The organism is Nocardia sp. NPDC059229 (genome assembly GCF_042754165.1).
GTDB lineage: Bacteria > Actinomycetota > Actinomycetes > Mycobacteriales > Mycobacteriaceae > Nocardia.
Genome location: NZ_JBHZAK010000013.1, coordinates 154,643 through 170,013 on the forward strand (window position 1 = coordinate 154,643; position 15,371 = coordinate 170,013).

Annotated in this window: 15 protein-coding genes and 1 pseudogene; 8 read left to right on the forward strand and 8 right to left on the reverse strand. The window is 61.0% G+C overall.

What is annotated here, in order from left to right:
• Positions 1 to 37 precede the first annotated feature (37 nt).
• From ACFXHE_RS27745 to ACFXHE_RS27760, 4 genes are all read right to left on the reverse strand, one after another.
• Positions 38 to 2,311, reverse strand: a complete 2,274-nt coding sequence (locus ACFXHE_RS27745) for a DGQHR domain-containing protein (RefSeq protein ID WP_379387385.1) — start codon at positions 2,309 to 2,311, stop codon at positions 38 to 40.
• Positions 2,312 to 2,340: 29 nt separating this feature from the next.
• Positions 2,341 to 3,165, reverse strand: coding sequence for a DNA adenine methylase (locus ACFXHE_RS27750; RefSeq protein WP_379387386.1), 825 nt, complete (start codon positions 3,163 to 3,165; stop codon positions 2,341 to 2,343).
• A gap of 643 nt (positions 3,166 to 3,808) precedes the next feature.
• On the reverse strand, positions 3,809 to 4,018 hold the full coding sequence (locus ACFXHE_RS27755) for a DUF397 domain-containing protein (RefSeq protein WP_379387387.1): 210 nt from the start codon (positions 4,016 to 4,018) through the stop codon (positions 3,809 to 3,811).
• Complete coding sequence (locus ACFXHE_RS27760; protein WP_379387388.1) at positions 4,008 to 4,961, reverse strand: helix-turn-helix domain-containing protein; 954 nt, start codon at positions 4,959 to 4,961, stop codon at positions 4,008 to 4,010. The genes ACFXHE_RS27755 and ACFXHE_RS27760 overlap by 11 nt, the downstream gene beginning before the upstream one ends.
• Before the next feature lie 121 nt (positions 4,962 to 5,082).
• Between ACFXHE_RS27760 and ACFXHE_RS27765 the strand changes: the two genes are divergently transcribed.
• The 3 genes from ACFXHE_RS27765 (at position 5,083) to ACFXHE_RS27775 (ending at position 5,984) form a co-directional block, all read left to right on the forward strand.
• The gene (locus ACFXHE_RS27765; RefSeq protein WP_379387389.1) at positions 5,083 to 5,331 is read left to right on the forward strand and encodes a hypothetical protein; all 249 of its coding nucleotides are present in this window, start codon (positions 5,083 to 5,085) and stop codon (positions 5,329 to 5,331) included.
• Between the two features lie 12 nt (positions 5,332 to 5,343).
• Positions 5,344 to 5,685, forward strand: coding sequence for a hypothetical protein (locus tag ACFXHE_RS27770; protein WP_379387390.1), 342 nt, complete (start codon positions 5,344 to 5,346; stop codon positions 5,683 to 5,685).
• A 101-nt stretch (positions 5,686 to 5,786) separates the two neighbouring features.
• On the forward strand, positions 5,787 to 5,984 hold the full coding sequence (locus tag ACFXHE_RS27775; protein ID WP_379387391.1) for a hypothetical protein: 198 nt from the start codon (positions 5,787 to 5,789) through the stop codon (positions 5,982 to 5,984).
• A 77-nt stretch (positions 5,985 to 6,061) separates the two neighbouring features.
• Here ACFXHE_RS27775 and ACFXHE_RS27780 read toward each other — a convergent pair whose 3' ends face one another.
• From ACFXHE_RS27780 to ACFXHE_RS27795, 4 genes are read right to left on the reverse strand one after another with little or no spacing between them, the layout of a single operon-like run.
• Positions 6,062 to 6,364, reverse strand: coding sequence for a hypothetical protein (locus ACFXHE_RS27780; protein ID WP_379387392.1), 303 nt, complete (start codon positions 6,362 to 6,364; stop codon positions 6,062 to 6,064).
• Complete coding sequence (locus tag ACFXHE_RS27785; RefSeq protein WP_379387393.1) at positions 6,364 to 7,737, reverse strand: hypothetical protein; 1,374 nt, start codon at positions 7,735 to 7,737, stop codon at positions 6,364 to 6,366. Before ACFXHE_RS27785 ends, ACFXHE_RS27780 begins: the two co-directional genes overlap by 1 nt.
• Complete coding sequence (locus ACFXHE_RS27790; RefSeq protein ID WP_379387394.1) at positions 7,734 to 8,039, reverse strand: WXG100 family type VII secretion target; 306 nt, start codon at positions 8,037 to 8,039, stop codon at positions 7,734 to 7,736. Before ACFXHE_RS27790 ends, ACFXHE_RS27785 begins: the two co-directional genes overlap by 4 nt.
• A 14-nt stretch (positions 8,040 to 8,053) precedes the next feature.
• Positions 8,054 to 8,389, reverse strand: a complete 336-nt coding sequence (locus ACFXHE_RS27795) for a WXG100 family type VII secretion target (RefSeq protein ID WP_379387395.1) — start codon at positions 8,387 to 8,389, stop codon at positions 8,054 to 8,056.
• 1,363 nt (positions 8,390 to 9,752) lie between these two features.
• Here ACFXHE_RS27795 and ACFXHE_RS27800 point away from each other — a divergent pair.
• From ACFXHE_RS27800 to ACFXHE_RS27820, 5 genes and pseudogenes are all read left to right on the forward strand, one after another.
• Positions 9,753 to 11,096: a hypothetical protein gene (locus tag ACFXHE_RS27800; RefSeq protein ID WP_379387396.1), complete on the forward strand. Its 1,344-nt coding sequence runs from the start codon at positions 9,753 to 9,755 to the stop codon at positions 11,094 to 11,096.
• Positions 11,097 to 11,143: 47 nt separating this feature from the next.
• Positions 11,144 to 12,622 (forward strand): type IV secretory system conjugative DNA transfer family protein, encoded by a 1,479-nt coding sequence (locus ACFXHE_RS27805; protein ID WP_379387397.1) that lies wholly within the window; start codon positions 11,144 to 11,146, stop codon positions 12,620 to 12,622.
• Between the two features lie 26 nt (positions 12,623 to 12,648).
• Positions 12,649 to 13,509: a replication-relaxation family protein gene (locus ACFXHE_RS27810; RefSeq protein WP_379387508.1), complete on the forward strand. Its 861-nt coding sequence runs from the start codon at positions 12,649 to 12,651 to the stop codon at positions 13,507 to 13,509.
• A 263-nt stretch (positions 13,510 to 13,772) separates the two neighbouring features.
• Positions 13,773 to 14,000: a hypothetical protein gene (locus ACFXHE_RS27815; RefSeq protein ID WP_379387398.1), complete on the forward strand. Its 228-nt coding sequence runs from the start codon at positions 13,773 to 13,775 to the stop codon at positions 13,998 to 14,000.
• Positions 14,001 to 14,158: 158 nt separating this feature from the next.
• A pseudogene (locus tag ACFXHE_RS27820) lies at positions 14,159 to 15,160 on the forward strand (recombinase family protein); the annotation flags it as partial.
• Between the last annotated feature and the right edge of the window lie 211 nt (positions 15,161 to 15,371).

A 15,371-nucleotide genomic window follows, 5' to 3' on the forward strand; every position in this document is an offset into this window, starting at 1 on the left:
CGGCGCGACGGGGCCTCTCCGTATCTCGCTTTAGTGGTTACAGATCGTTGTCCACCTTGCCTTCAACTAGCCAAGTCTTCAATGTGATGAGAAATTCGTAGTCGTCTTCTTTCACCGATCCTCCATGAAACAACTCATTCCTAATTACGTTTAGCTTCTGCAACCATTTAGTCCGATCTTTCCACGATCCACGAGACCGCTCATCACCCGGTTTCGTGTACCGCTTCTCAAACAAACTCACCCACCTGGCATGATCATTTGTAAGAATCTTCTGGTAGTCCAGAAGGTACAGGCAATCCCAGGCCTCTACCGCATCTTCGGTGCCCCGTTCCAGATTCTTCTCGACGGCCATTTTTCCAGCCTCGCTCTGAACGGCCCTCGGCACCCCTCGTTTGAACCACTCATTGCCGAATTCATCTTCAAGGCGGCCCCTAATGTCACTCTTTAGGAAATGCTCAAGCTCCCTCACCATGTCGGAAGATTCATTATTGAACTGCTTCGTTTCATCCTTGATGTACTCGGCAAGCCCGGGAGGGTTGAATTCTGGAACTTCAGCATTAATGGCGATCTGCAATCGGCGCCAATAGCGAGTGCTGCCACCTGAACCGTACTGCTTCCGATACTCCGATCGCTCTTCGGGAGAAAGGCCTTGAAGATGGCTAATCATTGGATCGAGCAGGAATTTTATTTCTTCGAATACCTTCGAGGGATGACTTGATACTTGCGTAGTATCGCGGTCCCCAATTATATGGTCAACCGCGTCACTGAATATCCTCAGCAGCGACTCAACTCCAATGTTTATGAATACGAACCCACCCTCCGCGCTGCCAAGATCCCATTGACTCCTAAGCCCGCCCTTGATGTAATCAAAACAAAGTTCAAGAAACTCAACCAATCGCGCAACGGTTTCTTCATTTGTCCCGACATAGAAAGTCCCAACATGAACCACGTCGGATCTTCCGAAGACACCGAGATAATTTGCGCGTTCGATACCGCGTTTGATTGCATCTATGGTTATGCATCGAATCGGCGACCGAACGCTCTCGCCAACTAGAACTCGCCCGTATAGTGGCGACGGTTTTGTTTCGCCGAGTTGTTGAGCCACTTGTAGCACGAGTGAGCGAACTTTGTCTCGAAGATTCGGAGAATCAGATAGAAGGTCAGCATTCAGAGTGTTGCGGAGATTCTTCGGCACTGCCTGCTGATGCTCGTTGATCTGCATAAATATCCTCACCTGCTCTGCGCGGTCGAGGTCCACAAAAGCCACGACTGGAATGAGATCCGATCCAGCTCGCTTCGAATTGGCGTATCCGTACAGCCGATGTTGGCCATCAATAACGTATGCCGCACGATATGTTTGTGGCAGGTATAACGTCCCCGTGCGGCTCTTAGAATCAGGTACTTGGCCCCCATGTATATCGAACCGCACGCCGCCCCGCCTGCCGGAATCAATATTCAAGATCAGGCAGTTGGGAAAGAATCCGCCACCTTCGACGAATTTTGATACGGCCGCGAGGCGCGGCCGACGGATTAGCCTCTGATAGGTTGGCATCAAGCCTTGATTCGCCTTGGTTCGATGGAGGATATACGCTATTTTCAGTAGCCTTTCCGGCTCGATTACGAACGAGTAGTAGGTATGTCCACCCATGCGTGCTTCTATCGCGGAGACACGCGGTTCAAGTTCAGGAATCTTCTGATTCGCGAATAGACTGCCGAGCAATTGATACTTGGCAGCCTTACCGAGATGCCCTGTGAGGTCTCTGTAGTATTCGAGAATGTCCTCATCCATATAGGAAATCTGAGCGTTTTCAAGTGTCGTCAACGTCTGAGCCGATACGTCGCAGTTTCCGGCAGCCAAGATGAACCTGATCTTGCGGCCAGGGAACTCGGTCCTTATACGGCTGATGATCCTATTGCGTTGGGCTTGCAGGAAATCAATGTCAGCCCTAAAGCTCTGGGTCTTACCTTCGTCGAAATAGCGGCAGAGGATGACAAGCGCGACCTCGTCATCTGCCGCAAATATATCGAGGTCCCGCGGACTGTTGTCCGCCAGCCATGTACCACCCAAAGAATTACTCATGTAGGTGAAGCCCAGCTTGGCAAATGTTGCCCAGGTGCGGTCAACAAAGCGCTCGCATGCGGTCTTTGGCTTTCTCATCTTGACCGCGGTCTTCATTGATTTTTCTTTTAGCCAACCATCACTTTCGAGATCGGCGACGGCGGAAGCTGGGACGGATTTTATGTGATACTGCGCGAACCTGCGACGTACCTCCGCAGGTATGTTCTTGAAAGGAATCAGGTACTTCTGCACGTCGTTTCGACTACTGGAATCGCCTTTAGTCATGCCCGCCCCACGTTGGTGAACAGGTATTCTGATGCATATCCCCTCGCGGATGATGCTCCACCAACAGCATTCTTCCGCTGTGTTACAACCCGCTGGTCACCTTTTTCAAATAGTTCGGCTATCGAATCATGTGCAGCGTTGGATAATATATAGTAGGCGTTTGCACTCTTGATTTTATCTATCAGGTTACTGAGTCGACATTGATCGGCCCATGAGAATAGTTTCTGGTTGTACTTCACGAAACCATTATTATTGTGAGCAACCGTATAGGGGGGATCCAAGAACACGAGATCGCCAGGCTCGACATTCTCAATACAGTGCTCAAAATCGCGGGCCTCGAGCTTCGCGTGCTGAAGGCGCGCTGAAATAGATTTCAAGGTGTCCAGCGCAGGAAGATTAATACTCTTTCGGCTACCGTACGGGACGTTATAAGTCCCCGAAAGGTTTACTCTATAGATACCGTTAAACGATGTATGGTTCAGGTAGATGAACCTAGCGGCGCGCTCAATCGGCGCATCCGGCACCTCGCTCCGAGTTTGATAGTAATGCTCAGGGGTATTTACGTGACCTTCCAGTATGTCAAACACACTTTCGTAATCGTCTCGGATGCACTCGTATACTTCGATCAACTCCGCGTTGATATCGGAAAGAAACGCCTCGCCCGAATACGAGGTCCCCAGAAATACTGCAGCACCGCCAAGAAAAGGCTCGTGATAATTGTTTACAACGATATTCCCCAGAACGGATTTAATGGTAGGCAGTAGCCAGCGCTTTCCTCCAGCCCAACGCAGGATCGGTTCACTGTACGCAGACTGGTGCACGCTGCCCCCTCATCTCTAGTCAGCTCGAATCTCACTGACGCCATCTCGACCTCTATGGCCATACCGTGTTCAAACGGTAGCAAGAAAACTGAAGTCAGGAAGTGTCTGCACAGTGATTGGCACTAGTCGTCAGTCGCTTGGCTATTCAAGGTATGGCCACACACATCCTGGATGTGCCCATACCGCCCGCTATCTAGCGGCATCAGAAGCCCTTATGTAAATACCTAGCAGTCGGTTTTATTTTATGGAACGATAATTCCCTGGCGAACTATGACGCCGTAGCTCAGAAGTATCCTCCCATGTTCCACCGCGACCAGGACGCGGTGAACGCGTCGAAGGGTTTCTGTCTAACCTTTGACCGTCTGTGTTGCTCTCAATTCGGTGACCTTCTTCTGCCCTGAGCGGCCCGACGCGAGAGCATGCGCCCCGCTCCTGGCGCGCGGACGATGAATGCAGATCAGTTCGGTGGTGGCGTTAGGCAGCTGTCGCCGAATCGTGCATGCCGAGAACCTCGGGGTCGGCCCCGCCTCGCAGAGACGGCGGGTACAGGGGAGCTGCGTCAGACGTGAGAGACCGGCCCCCTCTTCGACATCTCGATCGAAGTGGGGCCAGCGGTTGTTCAATGCTCCGGGGATGCTCGAAATCAGTTGGGGCGGTCGAATTCTCCGACTTTGACGCCAGCGGTGAAGGCGTCCCACTCGCCGGGTGTGAAGGTCAGCGCCGGGCCGGCCGGATTCTTCGAGTCACGGATACCGACCGCCTCGGCGTTCAGCCACGCGACCTCTACGCACTCCTGCCCTCCGGAGCTGTGGCTCGACTTGAACCATTCGGCTCCCGTCAGATCAGCGGTCATTCTCATGCTCCCTTGCTATCTCTCGCAACAGATCTCGGGTCGGACGCACTTCCAAGGCCGCCTTCAGGACTTCCTGAAACGCGTCGCGGAACCTTCCTACATCGGCGACCCGCTCAAAGTACATGGCACCGGTATAGCTCTCGGCGAACACCACCGAAGGCTCGAGTAGCTTCCCGCGCTGGTCACGACCGAAATCCAGGATCGTGAACGACGGCAACGGCATCCCCAACGGAAACCCCGCCCGGTACGGCAGCAGCCGCACTTGGATGTTCGCTTCGGTGCCGAGATCAGCCAATCGACGAAGTTGCGCGGCCATGATGTGACCATCGCCGACCCGCGTCCGTACGGCCGACTCGTGCAGGACCGAGATCAGGTTGGCGGGCCGACGCTTACGCAGAATGACATGCTGGCGTTGCCTCCGCAGTTCGACACGGCGGTCCAACTCTGTATCGGTCTCGTTGGGGAAGAACCTGTGATCCAGCGTCCGGGCGTAGTCGGCGGTCTGGAGAATCCCGGGCACGATCAGGGGCTGGTAGTACGTGAGTTCCCTTGCGCTGGCTTCTAATCCGACGAACAGGTTGACGTTCGCCGGAATCAGGTCCCCGTAGGCATGCCACCATGACCGCACCGGAGCCTGCTGGGCAAGCCCCTTGAGCGCGGCCATCTTCTCTTCGCTCACCCCGTACAACTCGCCTAGGCCGATCACCTCACGAACTCGCACCCGCTCCGACTGCCCCTTCTCCAACCGTCCCAGCGTCGACTTCCCCCACTCCATCAACCGGGATGCCTCCTCCAACGACATCCCCGACGCCTCGCGCGCCTCGCGCAGCATCCGGCCCAACTGTCGACGCGGCAGGGTGCTACTGGCGGTGTCGTCGGTCTGGCTGTGTTGGCCCGCAATGGCATCCGACATGATGGTCCGTCCTCCCTGTCCGGCCGCCATGATTTCCCATTCTGGGACAACAATACGGCCCAAAATCGACCGCACGCTGCGGTTTCACGCCAATTCCGCAGGATCACCGCTGGTGCCATCCCGACGTCGGCAGCGGGTTCATCGTTTCCCCATGACCACAACCACCCGACTCGATCAAGCACAGGTCGCGGTCCTGGCTTCGCTCGCGCCCGGCGGGATCCTCGGCATCGAATCGATCGCGCAATCAGCGCAACTCACCATGTGGCGGACCCGGCACGCGGTGTCGAAGTTGACATCGCGCGGGCTGATCGTGGGAAGGCGACGCGGCGGGCGCGGTGCCTGGGAGATCACCGACCGCGGCCGACGCACGCTCTCGACACGCGGCCGTTACTTCCAATAGCTGGACCGAAACATGTTCCATATCACCGAGATCGGCGATCTATCAGCCAATTGGCTACTCGTCGACGACCGTATCGTCATGGTGTCGTTCACCGACAAGGCGTCTATCCGACGGGCCGCATACCAGGTTCGCACGGACGGATCGATTGCCGATTTCCCCGGCGGCGCGCCCGGCACTGTCTACTTCAGCGAAGGCACACCGCAACCGGACCTGGCACAGGTACGCGAATGGTTCCCTGGGCATTTCTCCCTGTGGGACGCGGTACGTGCTGAGTACTGGGATGCGGTCTTGCCGCTGAACCACCCGCGATTGAAAGGACTGGGCGAACTGGCCGCCCAACCGTACCGGTGGTGAGCGAACATCCGGAATGGATCGCCAATCCGATTATTCGCCACCACCGGCAAGGAAACGCAGTCCAGCCTCAGCATCGAAGATATTGAGTTTGAGGAGTTTACATGAACGCACTGGCCGACCTCGTGGTGGTAGTACTGGCTTGTGTCGTTGTCGAAGTCGCCGTTAGTTGGGGTATCTCCGATAATCCGTCGAAAGTGACTTCAGTGCATGATGAAACGTTGCTGATCGCGGACGGTCGCGTGTTCCACCGAGTACCGGTGGGTAATCTGCAACGTCTGCATGGACGGCATCGCGCATAGGCAGGGGGTATTCGACGATTCCATGCTCGCGACAAGTGGCTGCCCGACAACAAGGACTGTCTACAGGAGGCGTTCCCTCAATCCTTGGCAAGAAGCTTGACGAGTTTCTCAAGAGACGTCGTATATGTCCAAGTGTCTTGTGTCCGTTCGACCGAGCTCAACTCTCTCTGAGCAGACTCCAGCAGGGCATCCTTGAAACGGCCAGCGTCCTGCGGCTTCTCCTTGTTCACATCCATTCCGCCGTTGGCGTCCACCACATAGCGCCAGTCCTCAAGGTCACCAGGCATGAGCCCATACCCGATGGCGGCATCGAAGAGCCGATCGAAGACCGAGCCCGATACCCACCACTCATTCTCCGACCCAAAACGAACCGATAGCATCAGAATCCCATCCTAATGATCTTTTGTTGTGATGACGGCGGCAGTGAATCGACGTAACCCCGAACCTCTGCGATTTGCTCAGGAGTATACCCCGTCATATCGATCACAGTGAAATCGTTCCCCTGTTTCACTAGATGGTGATCAATTGAATCTTTGAATTTCTCGAAGTTGTGGAATTCCGACTTGTCTCCACGTCCCAGGGCGTCATACTTGCGCCCGAGGTCGTCATACCAATCGTAGCCGGGGTCTGGAGGCGGAGGGGATTCGAAAGTTCGCCCAGCGAATCGCGGGTCGTCCGCTAGACGCTTAGCCGTCTCCAATTCGTTCGGCCGCAGATACTTCTCCATAGTACTGCCGAGCTTGGCCTTCGCGCGTTCAGCTGCTTGCTTGAGGTCATTAACTCGCTTACTCAGGAGATCAGCGATACGTTGCAGTTCCGCTCGAGTCTGTTCAGTCTCTTTCTCAACATGGACAGCCTTGTCGATCTTTCTTAGATCGAGCACCTTACGAAGAAGTTTGGCGAACTTCTCCAGGCACTTAGCAGTTCTCGCGACCCCTACAGCAGCACCGAGGCCGAAAGTAACGAAGGACAATGCAACACTGACAGCAGCATTGATTGCGAGTTCTTTGATTAGTTCGTCGCGGAAGTCTTCGAGGGTATGTTTCAGATCTTCCCGAAGATTGTCGTGCGCGGTCTTCTGATCCTGGCAGGCTTTGGCGATATCTTTACACGTAGAGACCACATCGCCAGCAGCATCCTTCATCGAACGGATGTCGCCGCTGATGAATTCGACTTCTGGTGCGGTCACTGTCTGAAACAGCGCCGCGGCCCGTTCGAGTTCACTGGAGAGTTTGACGGCCGCGTCCGAGGCGGCCATCTCCGTCCAAGCGCCCGCAGCTTTGAGTAGCTTGCCGGTGTCGCCGTCGGGAACTGGAACGCCGATCTTGGACACTAGATCGAGTCCGTCATCGATGAGTCCGTTGCCCTTGCCACCGGCCGAGGCTGGCATCAGAGGGCATACCGACATCGCTGGTGGCGGAGCCGCGGGTTTCGTTGGTGCGAGCCCACCACTGTCAGGCGGGTAGTCGGCCACAGCGTGGTTGTAACCAGCGTCAATAAGGATCGTCGTGTAGCTGTCGATCGCGGCAAGTAGGTTCGAGATCAGGCCATAGGCGCTGTCAGCCTTCTGATCGTAGGATTTCCCCCAGTCCGCGCAGTCGCCGACGGTGCCGGACATCTCCTTGGTATCTTGGAGAACTCCGAGCTGGGTTTGAAATACCGTGAAGTAGGCTGCGCCCGCCTTATTAATGATTGTCGCGGCGTCGTAGTAGACGCTGGGATCCACATTGATTGTTGCGGTCGGAGCTGTCATTTTCTGCCCAACATATTCAGATTCGCCTCGATCGCCGAGGTGTAACGGCCGTGCGCTGCCATGGCGGCCTGACGCATTTTCTCGATACCGTCGGAGACGTCCGCGGTTCCCGTCAACCATTTCTTGAATGCATCGGAATGCTCGGTTGCGGCCGAGCCGGTCCACGTCACATGCAATGCAGTAATACGCTGCTCGAGGCCAGTCAGGCTGTCAGACAGAAAACCAACGAACCCCTTTAGGCGATTGGCAATGTCATCTAACTCGGTAAGATTCACTTGATATGACGAGTCATCGTCGCTCATGGGAGTTCCTTCGGTCAGACTGGCGGGAGATTCAGCAACGACCCGAATCCACTGGCATTGCCTTGATCCATGTCGGCGAACACTGTCCCACTCACTCCCAGCAACTCGGCCATGTCTTTCAGTGCCTGGAGCACCTCGGTCGCGCCTTTGTGAACTTCCGTCCAGCCGTCGCTGTAATCAGTGGCCGAGCGTCCCCGCCATGTTTTCAGCAGATCAGCCACTTCGTTGTCCAACGACCGCATTCCGTTGATCAATTCTTCGGCTGTCATTTGCATGAATTGGCCCGCGTCGGTGACCTCGGCAGGCACCACTTGGAATATTTCGGTGGAGTTCTCCGATTCCGATGTCACATATCCCCCTTAACGGCTACGTATCCAACGCGAGGTAACCCTACCTGTGGGGAAGGTGCCGCGCGAACTCGGCTGAGGATCCGCTGCTTCCGGTCATCGAAGAGCATCGGCCGCGATTCGTCACCAGTTCGTAGAGTTCCGGATGGGCGAGCTTAAACGCTGCTCTCGCTGCCAATCGTCGTACTCCACCGCATCCACGTAGCTGGACCTACTACCGCCGGTTTCGTGAGACGCCGGACCGCTTGGACCAGAATGAGGTTCGTTTGCGCCTACCCCTCCGATTCCCGCGCGGACTGCGTCGTACGCTGCGGCACGGGCTTGTCCGATCAGCTCGATTACCGTGGCCACAACCCGTTCGGGATCGGTGCTACGCACCCGATCGGTAACGACCCATCGGTGGACCTTGCCGTCGGCACCCACAGCGACCGAGACCGAGCCGTCTGGCGACGCCGCAACGGCAACCTCTTTCGCCAACATGGCCCGAACTGCTTCGACATCCGCGCCTGAAACTCTCGGCGAACCACCGGCTGCTGCTTTCCTGTTGCCTCGCATGAGCCCCCGATTCGAACGCTGGTATGTGGGTGAGAGTCCCACCCTGACACGGACTTTCACACCCTACATCGCAAACGATGGGCGCTTCGTGCCGAATCCGACCAGCATCACGAATGCCTCGTCCGAGTGTCTCTTCCCTCGTCTCGTCCTCCCTCGTCTCGACCGACACGGGGTCGGCCGTGTCCTCGGATCCCGGAGGGCGCTCGGTCACGATTCGGTAGCCGTGTCGGATTTTGCGGCCTTGAGATGCCAGTACAGGGCATGAGGGAGATCCGTAGTTCGGGTGTGTGGCCTCGCCGACGGGAACGACACTTCGCGCGGGGTCCGGCCTGTCCTGTGCTCCTGTTCTGTTCGTGTGCGGGTCTTCTTGGTCGGCCGTCCCCCTCCCGATCTATCGCCTTTCCAGGGCACCGGTCGCGGGGAGCCAGCCCGGTCGCTTTGCTCCACGGATTCGATCGCGGGCAGAAGTCGCAAACGGGGGTAGCAGAGGCATCTATCAGGTGAGAGGAGATTGCCAGATGTCCGGAAACGGTTCGGTCTCCATCGAGGAGGTGATCGCGGTTTTCGTCCACGGGCAGTGCAGTGCTCCAGCGCCGAGGGTGACTGATCAATTCAATGTCCGTCGCGGAGAAAGCCTGCGATGGTCGCGTCGAAATACGGGGTGCTGGAGACATGTGCTGGGGGTGAAGGGAGAGCTCTGGACGGACCGCGGAATGCGTCGAGGAGGTGGTGTTGATTTCGGCCGCGATCACCGGAGTCGTTCGGTAGGACAGGCACCCGCCTGCCCGGATCAATTCGCATGGAGGCACGCATGAGCATCGAGACCATTCCCAAGCTTGGGGCGTTCATCGCCAACGCCCCGGCCGCGCTCGGCCACACCGCATACGCACAGCGGCCGCTGCTGGCTGCGGTCACCGTGGCCGTGTTCCTGGCCCGGTTGGTGGCGGGCTGGTACAGACGCCGCTGCCGGTCACGGGAAGCCGCGCAGGCGGTGTGGTTGCAGATCACCCCGCCCGCCGCGCTGCCCCGGGATGCCGGGGTGGACTTCGCGCGATCACTGGCCGGCCTGCTGGGCCGGACACGCCGCCGGCCCTGGGCTGCAAGGTCAGTCGCGTTGGAGTTCGTGGCCACCGACGCCGGAACCCGCATCGGCGTGTTCGTGCCGCCCGGTCTGTCTGTGCGGGCGATCACCGACATGATCGTCGGGGCCTGGCCCGGCGCAACCGTCGAACCCACCACCCCACCCGAGCTGGCGGGCCGGGGCGGGGTCTGCGCACACGAGATCATGCCCCGCGCCGGAGCCTGGTCACCGCTGCTGGACCCGGGCCGCCGTACCCACGGTCCGCTGGCCACCATCGACACCCCCGACCCGCTCGGGCACATGCTGACCGTGCTGGCCGAACGCTCGCCGGGACAGACCGCGCTGGTGCAGGTGATCGTGTCCGCGCAACGCGACACCGGCACCACCCGCCCGGTGAGCGCCCGCCTGACACTCGCCTTCTGTGGGCTGGCGTGGTCGCTGCTGAAAGACCTCACGGGGATCCTCCTGCCGGGCCACAGCAGCGCCAGCCCCGGCCAGCAGACCGGCGCGGACCTCGATCCGGTGACCGCGGCGTGGCAGCGGGAGGTGGTGGCGAAGAAGGCCGCCCGACCGCACCTGCGGGTCAGCGTGCGGGTGGCGATCTGCGGGTCGGTGCCTGCCCGCTACCTGCGTGGGCAGGTCGAGCGAATCACCAACGGATTCGACCCGGTCCTCACCGCCGGGGACGGGTTGCTCACCCGCCGCGCCCGACATGCCCGCGCCGCGACCACCACAAGGACACCCGGGGCGGTGTTCGTGGCGACCGCGCCCGAACTGGCCGCACTGTGGCACCTGCCCGCCCACGGCGGTGTCTACGGGGTCCCGGTTAACCCGGCCCGCGCCCGCACCGCACAACCGATCGTGGCCCGCCGGCCCCACCCCACCTCCAAACCCACGACCATCCCGACCGCCGCCGCTTCGACGGCCTCCACACCTCCCGAGGCCGTGTGCGCGCCGACCGAGTCCACGGCGAAGCAGCCCCTGCGTCTCCCGCTACCGGATATCTGCCAGCGCACGCACGGAAATCCCGCACACCCCAACCCCATCCGCCCTCACACCGGAGGCACGCGATGAACCCCGCCCAGCCCAATCCCCGACCCGACCCGACGCAGGAGACAACCGTGCCGCAGCTATGCCTGACCCCGCCCGATGACCCACGCCGCACCAACCCGAAACCATTGGGGCTAAACGCCGGTGAGCTGATCGGGCTGCGGGTCACCGACGCCCGCCACCATATCCATGTGCCCGGCGTGACCGGCGCGGGGAAATCGACGTGGCTGGCCAACCTCACCGTCGCCGAAGCCAGAGCTGGGCGCGGGACAGTGCTGCTGGACTGCCAAGGCGACCTGGCCCGCCACGTCCTGGACCGGCTCCCCGCCGAGTGCGCGGACCGGTTGGTGATCCTCGATCCCGCCGAAACAGAGGCACCCCCAGTGTGGAACATCCTCGCCCCCACCGGTTTCGGGTCCGGCGACGTCGTGTCCCCGGCGGCGCACGAGTACACGGCCGAGACCTTGACCGGCACCTTCGCCAAGATCTACGCCCGCTCGTGGGGGCCGCGCATGGATGAATTGTTCCGTGCGGCGTGTCTGACCCTGATCCGCCTACCGGGGGCGACGTTGGCGGATCTGATTCCGCTGTTGACCGAACGGGGCTACCACCGCCGCATCACCGGCCGCTACGGCACACCCGGTGGCCTGCACGGGTTCTGGGAAAGCTACGACGCCCTGACCGACGCGCAGCGGCAGGAACGCTACGGGCCGGTGATCTCCCGGCTGCGGTCGGTACTGACCTACCGATTCGCCCGCGACCTGCTCGCCACCCCCGGACCCTCCACCTTCGACCTGTCCGACATCCTCGACGGCGGCATCCTCATCGCCCGCCTCCCCAAGGGCGAACTCGGCGAACACGGAGTCCGCCTGATCGGGTCGCTGCTGCTGTCGGGATTGTGGGCAGCGGCGGTGCGCCGCGCCGACCGCGCCCCCGAGGATCGGCCCGACGCCACCCTCATCGTCGACGAATGCCACAACTTCCTGCACCTGCCCATCGGCGTCGATGACGCGCTGGCCGAGGCCCGCGGCTACCGCGTCTGTCTGGTTCTGGCCCACCAGCACCTCGACCAGCTCCCACCCGAGATCCGGGGCGCGGTGGACGCGAACGCCCGCAACAAGATCGTGTTCACCGTATCCCCCGACGACGCAACAAAACTGGCCCGGCACTTCCGCCCCTATTTCGACGACAACGATCTATCGGGACGGCCCAGCTACGAAATCAGTGCCCGTATCCTGAACGCGGGCACCGCCGTTGCACCGTTCAACCTATCGGCGCTGCCGCTGCCGGATGCGATTCCCGACCGCGCGGACATGCTCCGGGCCGCCGCACGGGCACGCACAGGATTATCGAGAGCCCAACGCGCCCTGGCCGACAAGCGCCGCCGACTGCCCACCACTGATCCCGACGCCCACGACGACCGGCCGCCGGTTTCACTACCCGTCTCATCCACCGGTTCCCTCCCAGCCTCACTGCCGGTCCTAGAACCGGCGAGTGAACCGGGTACCGCCGGTCAAGGGTTTCCGCAGGTCGATGGGGGTGAACGGTGATGGGCCGGACACCCCGACAGACTCCCATGGTCTCCCCGCACAGCCACCGGTCCGGGTTTTCCTTCTCGGATGCCCTTGCCGCGCAACGGCTTCTCACCCCGCGCGATCTGCGGTTGGTGGGATTGCTTGCCGAGCATCGGGTCTTGACCGCGCATCAGATCGCGCGGCTGTTGTTCGGCTGTGACGACACCGCGCAGCGGCGGCTCAAACTCCTCGCCACCCGCGGGGTCCTCGCCCGGTTCCGCTGCTGCATCCGCCCCGGCTCGCAGGAATACCGCTACACCCTCGGCCCGCTCGGCGCGATGATCCACGCCGCCGACCACGGGCTCCCGCTCCCCACCGCCCGCACCAGCAGCGAGAAGGCATTCAAACTCTCCCGCCACCCCCAACTCGACCACCTGCTCGGCATCAACGAATTCTTCACCACCCTCGCCCATCACGCCCGCACCCACCCCGGCAGCGAACTGGTGGTCTGGCGCAACGAGTACGCCGCTGCCGACATGTGCGGGCGCATGGCCCATCCCGACGGGTACGGGCACTGGACCGAGAACGGCCGCAGTGTCCGTTTCTTCCTCGAATACGACACCGGCACCGAACAACTGTCCCGGCTGGTCGACAAACTCCACGGCTACCGCGACGTCGCCACCGCCGGACTCAACCTGCCCATCCTGTTCGTCTTCCCGGGCGCGGCCCGGCGAGACAACTTCCTGCGCACGCTGACCGGCCACCCGACCAGCACCAGCACCCTCACCATCGCGGCCACCCCCCTGCCCGACCTGGACGCCGCAGGCCCGACCGTCCCCATCTGGCAGACCCCTGCCTCGACTATCCGGTGCCGCCTCATCGACCTGCCCGTCCCACCAGCCGCCCACACGAGCGCCGCATGAATGCTCGCCACGCCCACACCAGTCCCCAGGATCGGCCCGCACGTCGACCCACCGATCCCGCACGTCTCGCCCTGCGAGACGTGCGCCACTCGTCATCGGGAATCCGAGACCGCGAAAGACGAGACGAGACAACCGGTCTCGAACCCGACCGCCACCGTCTCACCTCGACCCGCCTGCCCCCTGAACTGCACCACGACCGCCGAACACCCAGGACGCACAACGCCACCGCCGCTACCGCGACAACGACGTCAGGAGCCACACCCATGCGCCCCAGCCACCCCCACGACAACGACCACACCGACGACGACACCGCCGGTAACCCATCCGGCCGGGTGGTGCCGCTACACCGCCCGGCCCGCCGCGATGCCGTCACCGTGGAACACATCGAGACCGAACCCATGACCGGCGACCAGTACCGGCGCGCGGTCACCGCCCTGGCCGCACTCATCGGCAACTGGCACCATGCCGCGACCGACCGAGACGCTGCGTGAGATATAGGAAACAAGCCCGGCGAGACTTCCGAAAACCGTTCCCCCACTAGCAAATACGGAGGGACAATAGAACCGGGAATTCCCGCGAACCATCAATTCGAAACGCGATCATCCGAATTCGTGGACAAATCCAATTCTGGTGAAGGGACTCGACTGCCATGGTATCCAAACGCGCGCCACGCCAGCACCGCCCGGCCGATCCCGGGATCGAGGATCTGCGAGTGGGCACCTACACCCGCCGCTCCACCGACGACGAACACCAGCCCTACTCCATCGACGCCCAAGACACCCGCCTCGGCTCCTACATCGGCTCCCAACCCGGCTGGCGACACATCACCTCCTTCACCGACGACGCCTCCGGAGCCACCACCAACCGCACCGGACTGCAGAAGGCCCTCGACGCCGCCCGCGCCGGACTCATCGACGTCCTGCTCGTCTACCGAGTAGACCGCCTGTCACGCAATCTGCGCGATCTCGTCGGGCTGCTCGAAGAACTCGACCGCCTCGGAGTCGTGTTCCGCTCCGCCACCGAACCATTCGACACCGCCACCCCCATCGGACGCATGCTGGTGCAAATGCTGGGCATGTTCGCCCAATTCGAACGCGACACCATCATCGACCGCGTCATCGCCGGAATGGAACGCAAAGCCGCCAAAGGCAAATGGAAAGGCGGCAAACGCCCCTACGGCTACGACGTCGACAAAACCAGCCACCAACTCATCCCACACCCCACCGAAGCCGCGATCGTGCAACGCATCTACCGGCTCTACACCCGAGAACGGCTCGGCTCCAAAACTATTGCCCGCGTCCTCACCGAACAGGGACACCGCACCTCCACCGGTGGCAACTGGTCGGGAATTCATATCCTGCGGATCCTGGCCTCCCGCATCTACATCGGCGAACTCACCTTCCGCGACATCACCGTCACCGCTTGCCACCAACCACTCATCGACCCCGACATCTTCGCCGAAGCCGCCCGGCTGCTCACCGCCCGCGGGGAAGATCATGCGCACCGGCGCGCCAACGCCTCCGACTACACCCTGACCGGGCTCATGCGCTGCCCGGCCTGCAAGACCGCGATGATCGGCACCCGCGCCCACGGCAAAAACCGCGTCTACCGCTACTACACCTGCCACAGCCGCAACCGCTATCACTCCGGCATCTGCACCGGAGCGAGACTCAACGCCGACGACATCGAGACCGTCGTCCTCGACGCGCTCGCCCGCTTCTACCGCGACCACCACCGCCTGATCGCCGACGCGGTCGCACACGCCCAACGCCAGCACCTCGCCGGATACGACGCCCAGCACGCCGAACTGACCGCCGTACAAGCCAAGATCACCGAAACCAACGCCAAGATCGACCGCTACC

Excerpts from the sequence above, each read along its gene's own strand:
- ACFXHE_RS27785 (WP_379387393.1), bottom strand. The coding sequence starts at position 7,737 with ATGACAGCTCCGACCGCAACAATCAATGTGGATCCCAGCGTCTACTAC.
- ACFXHE_RS27800 (WP_379387396.1), top strand. The coding sequence starts at position 9,753 with ATGAGCATCGAGACCATTCCCAAGCTTGGGGCGTTCATCGCCAACGCC.
- ACFXHE_RS27815 (WP_379387398.1), top strand. The coding sequence starts at position 13,773 with ATGCGCCCCAGCCACCCCCACGACAACGACCACACCGACGACGACACC.
- ACFXHE_RS27770 (WP_379387390.1), top strand. The coding sequence starts at position 5,344 with ATGTTCCATATCACCGAGATCGGCGATCTATCAGCCAATTGGCTACTC.
- ACFXHE_RS27755 (WP_379387387.1), bottom strand. The coding sequence starts at position 4,018 with ATGACCGCTGATCTGACGGGAGCCGAATGGTTCAAGTCGAGCCACAGC.
- ACFXHE_RS27765 (WP_379387389.1), top strand. The coding sequence starts at position 5,083 with ATGACCACAACCACCCGACTCGATCAAGCACAGGTCGCGGTCCTGGCT.
- ACFXHE_RS27810 (WP_379387508.1), top strand. The coding sequence starts at position 12,649 with ATGGTCTCCCCGCACAGCCACCGGTCCGGGTTTTCCTTCTCGGATGCC.
- ACFXHE_RS27775 (WP_379387391.1), top strand. The coding sequence starts at position 5,787 with ATGAACGCACTGGCCGACCTCGTGGTGGTAGTACTGGCTTGTGTCGTT.
- ACFXHE_RS27760 (WP_379387388.1), bottom strand. The coding sequence starts at position 4,961 with ATGGCGGCCGGACAGGGAGGACGGACCATCATGTCGGATGCCATTGCG.
- ACFXHE_RS27780 (WP_379387392.1), bottom strand. The coding sequence starts at position 6,364 with ATGCTATCGGTTCGTTTTGGGTCGGAGAATGAGTGGTGGGTATCGGGC.
- ACFXHE_RS27790 (WP_379387394.1), bottom strand. The coding sequence starts at position 8,039 with ATGAGCGACGATGACTCGTCATATCAAGTGAATCTTACCGAGTTAGAT.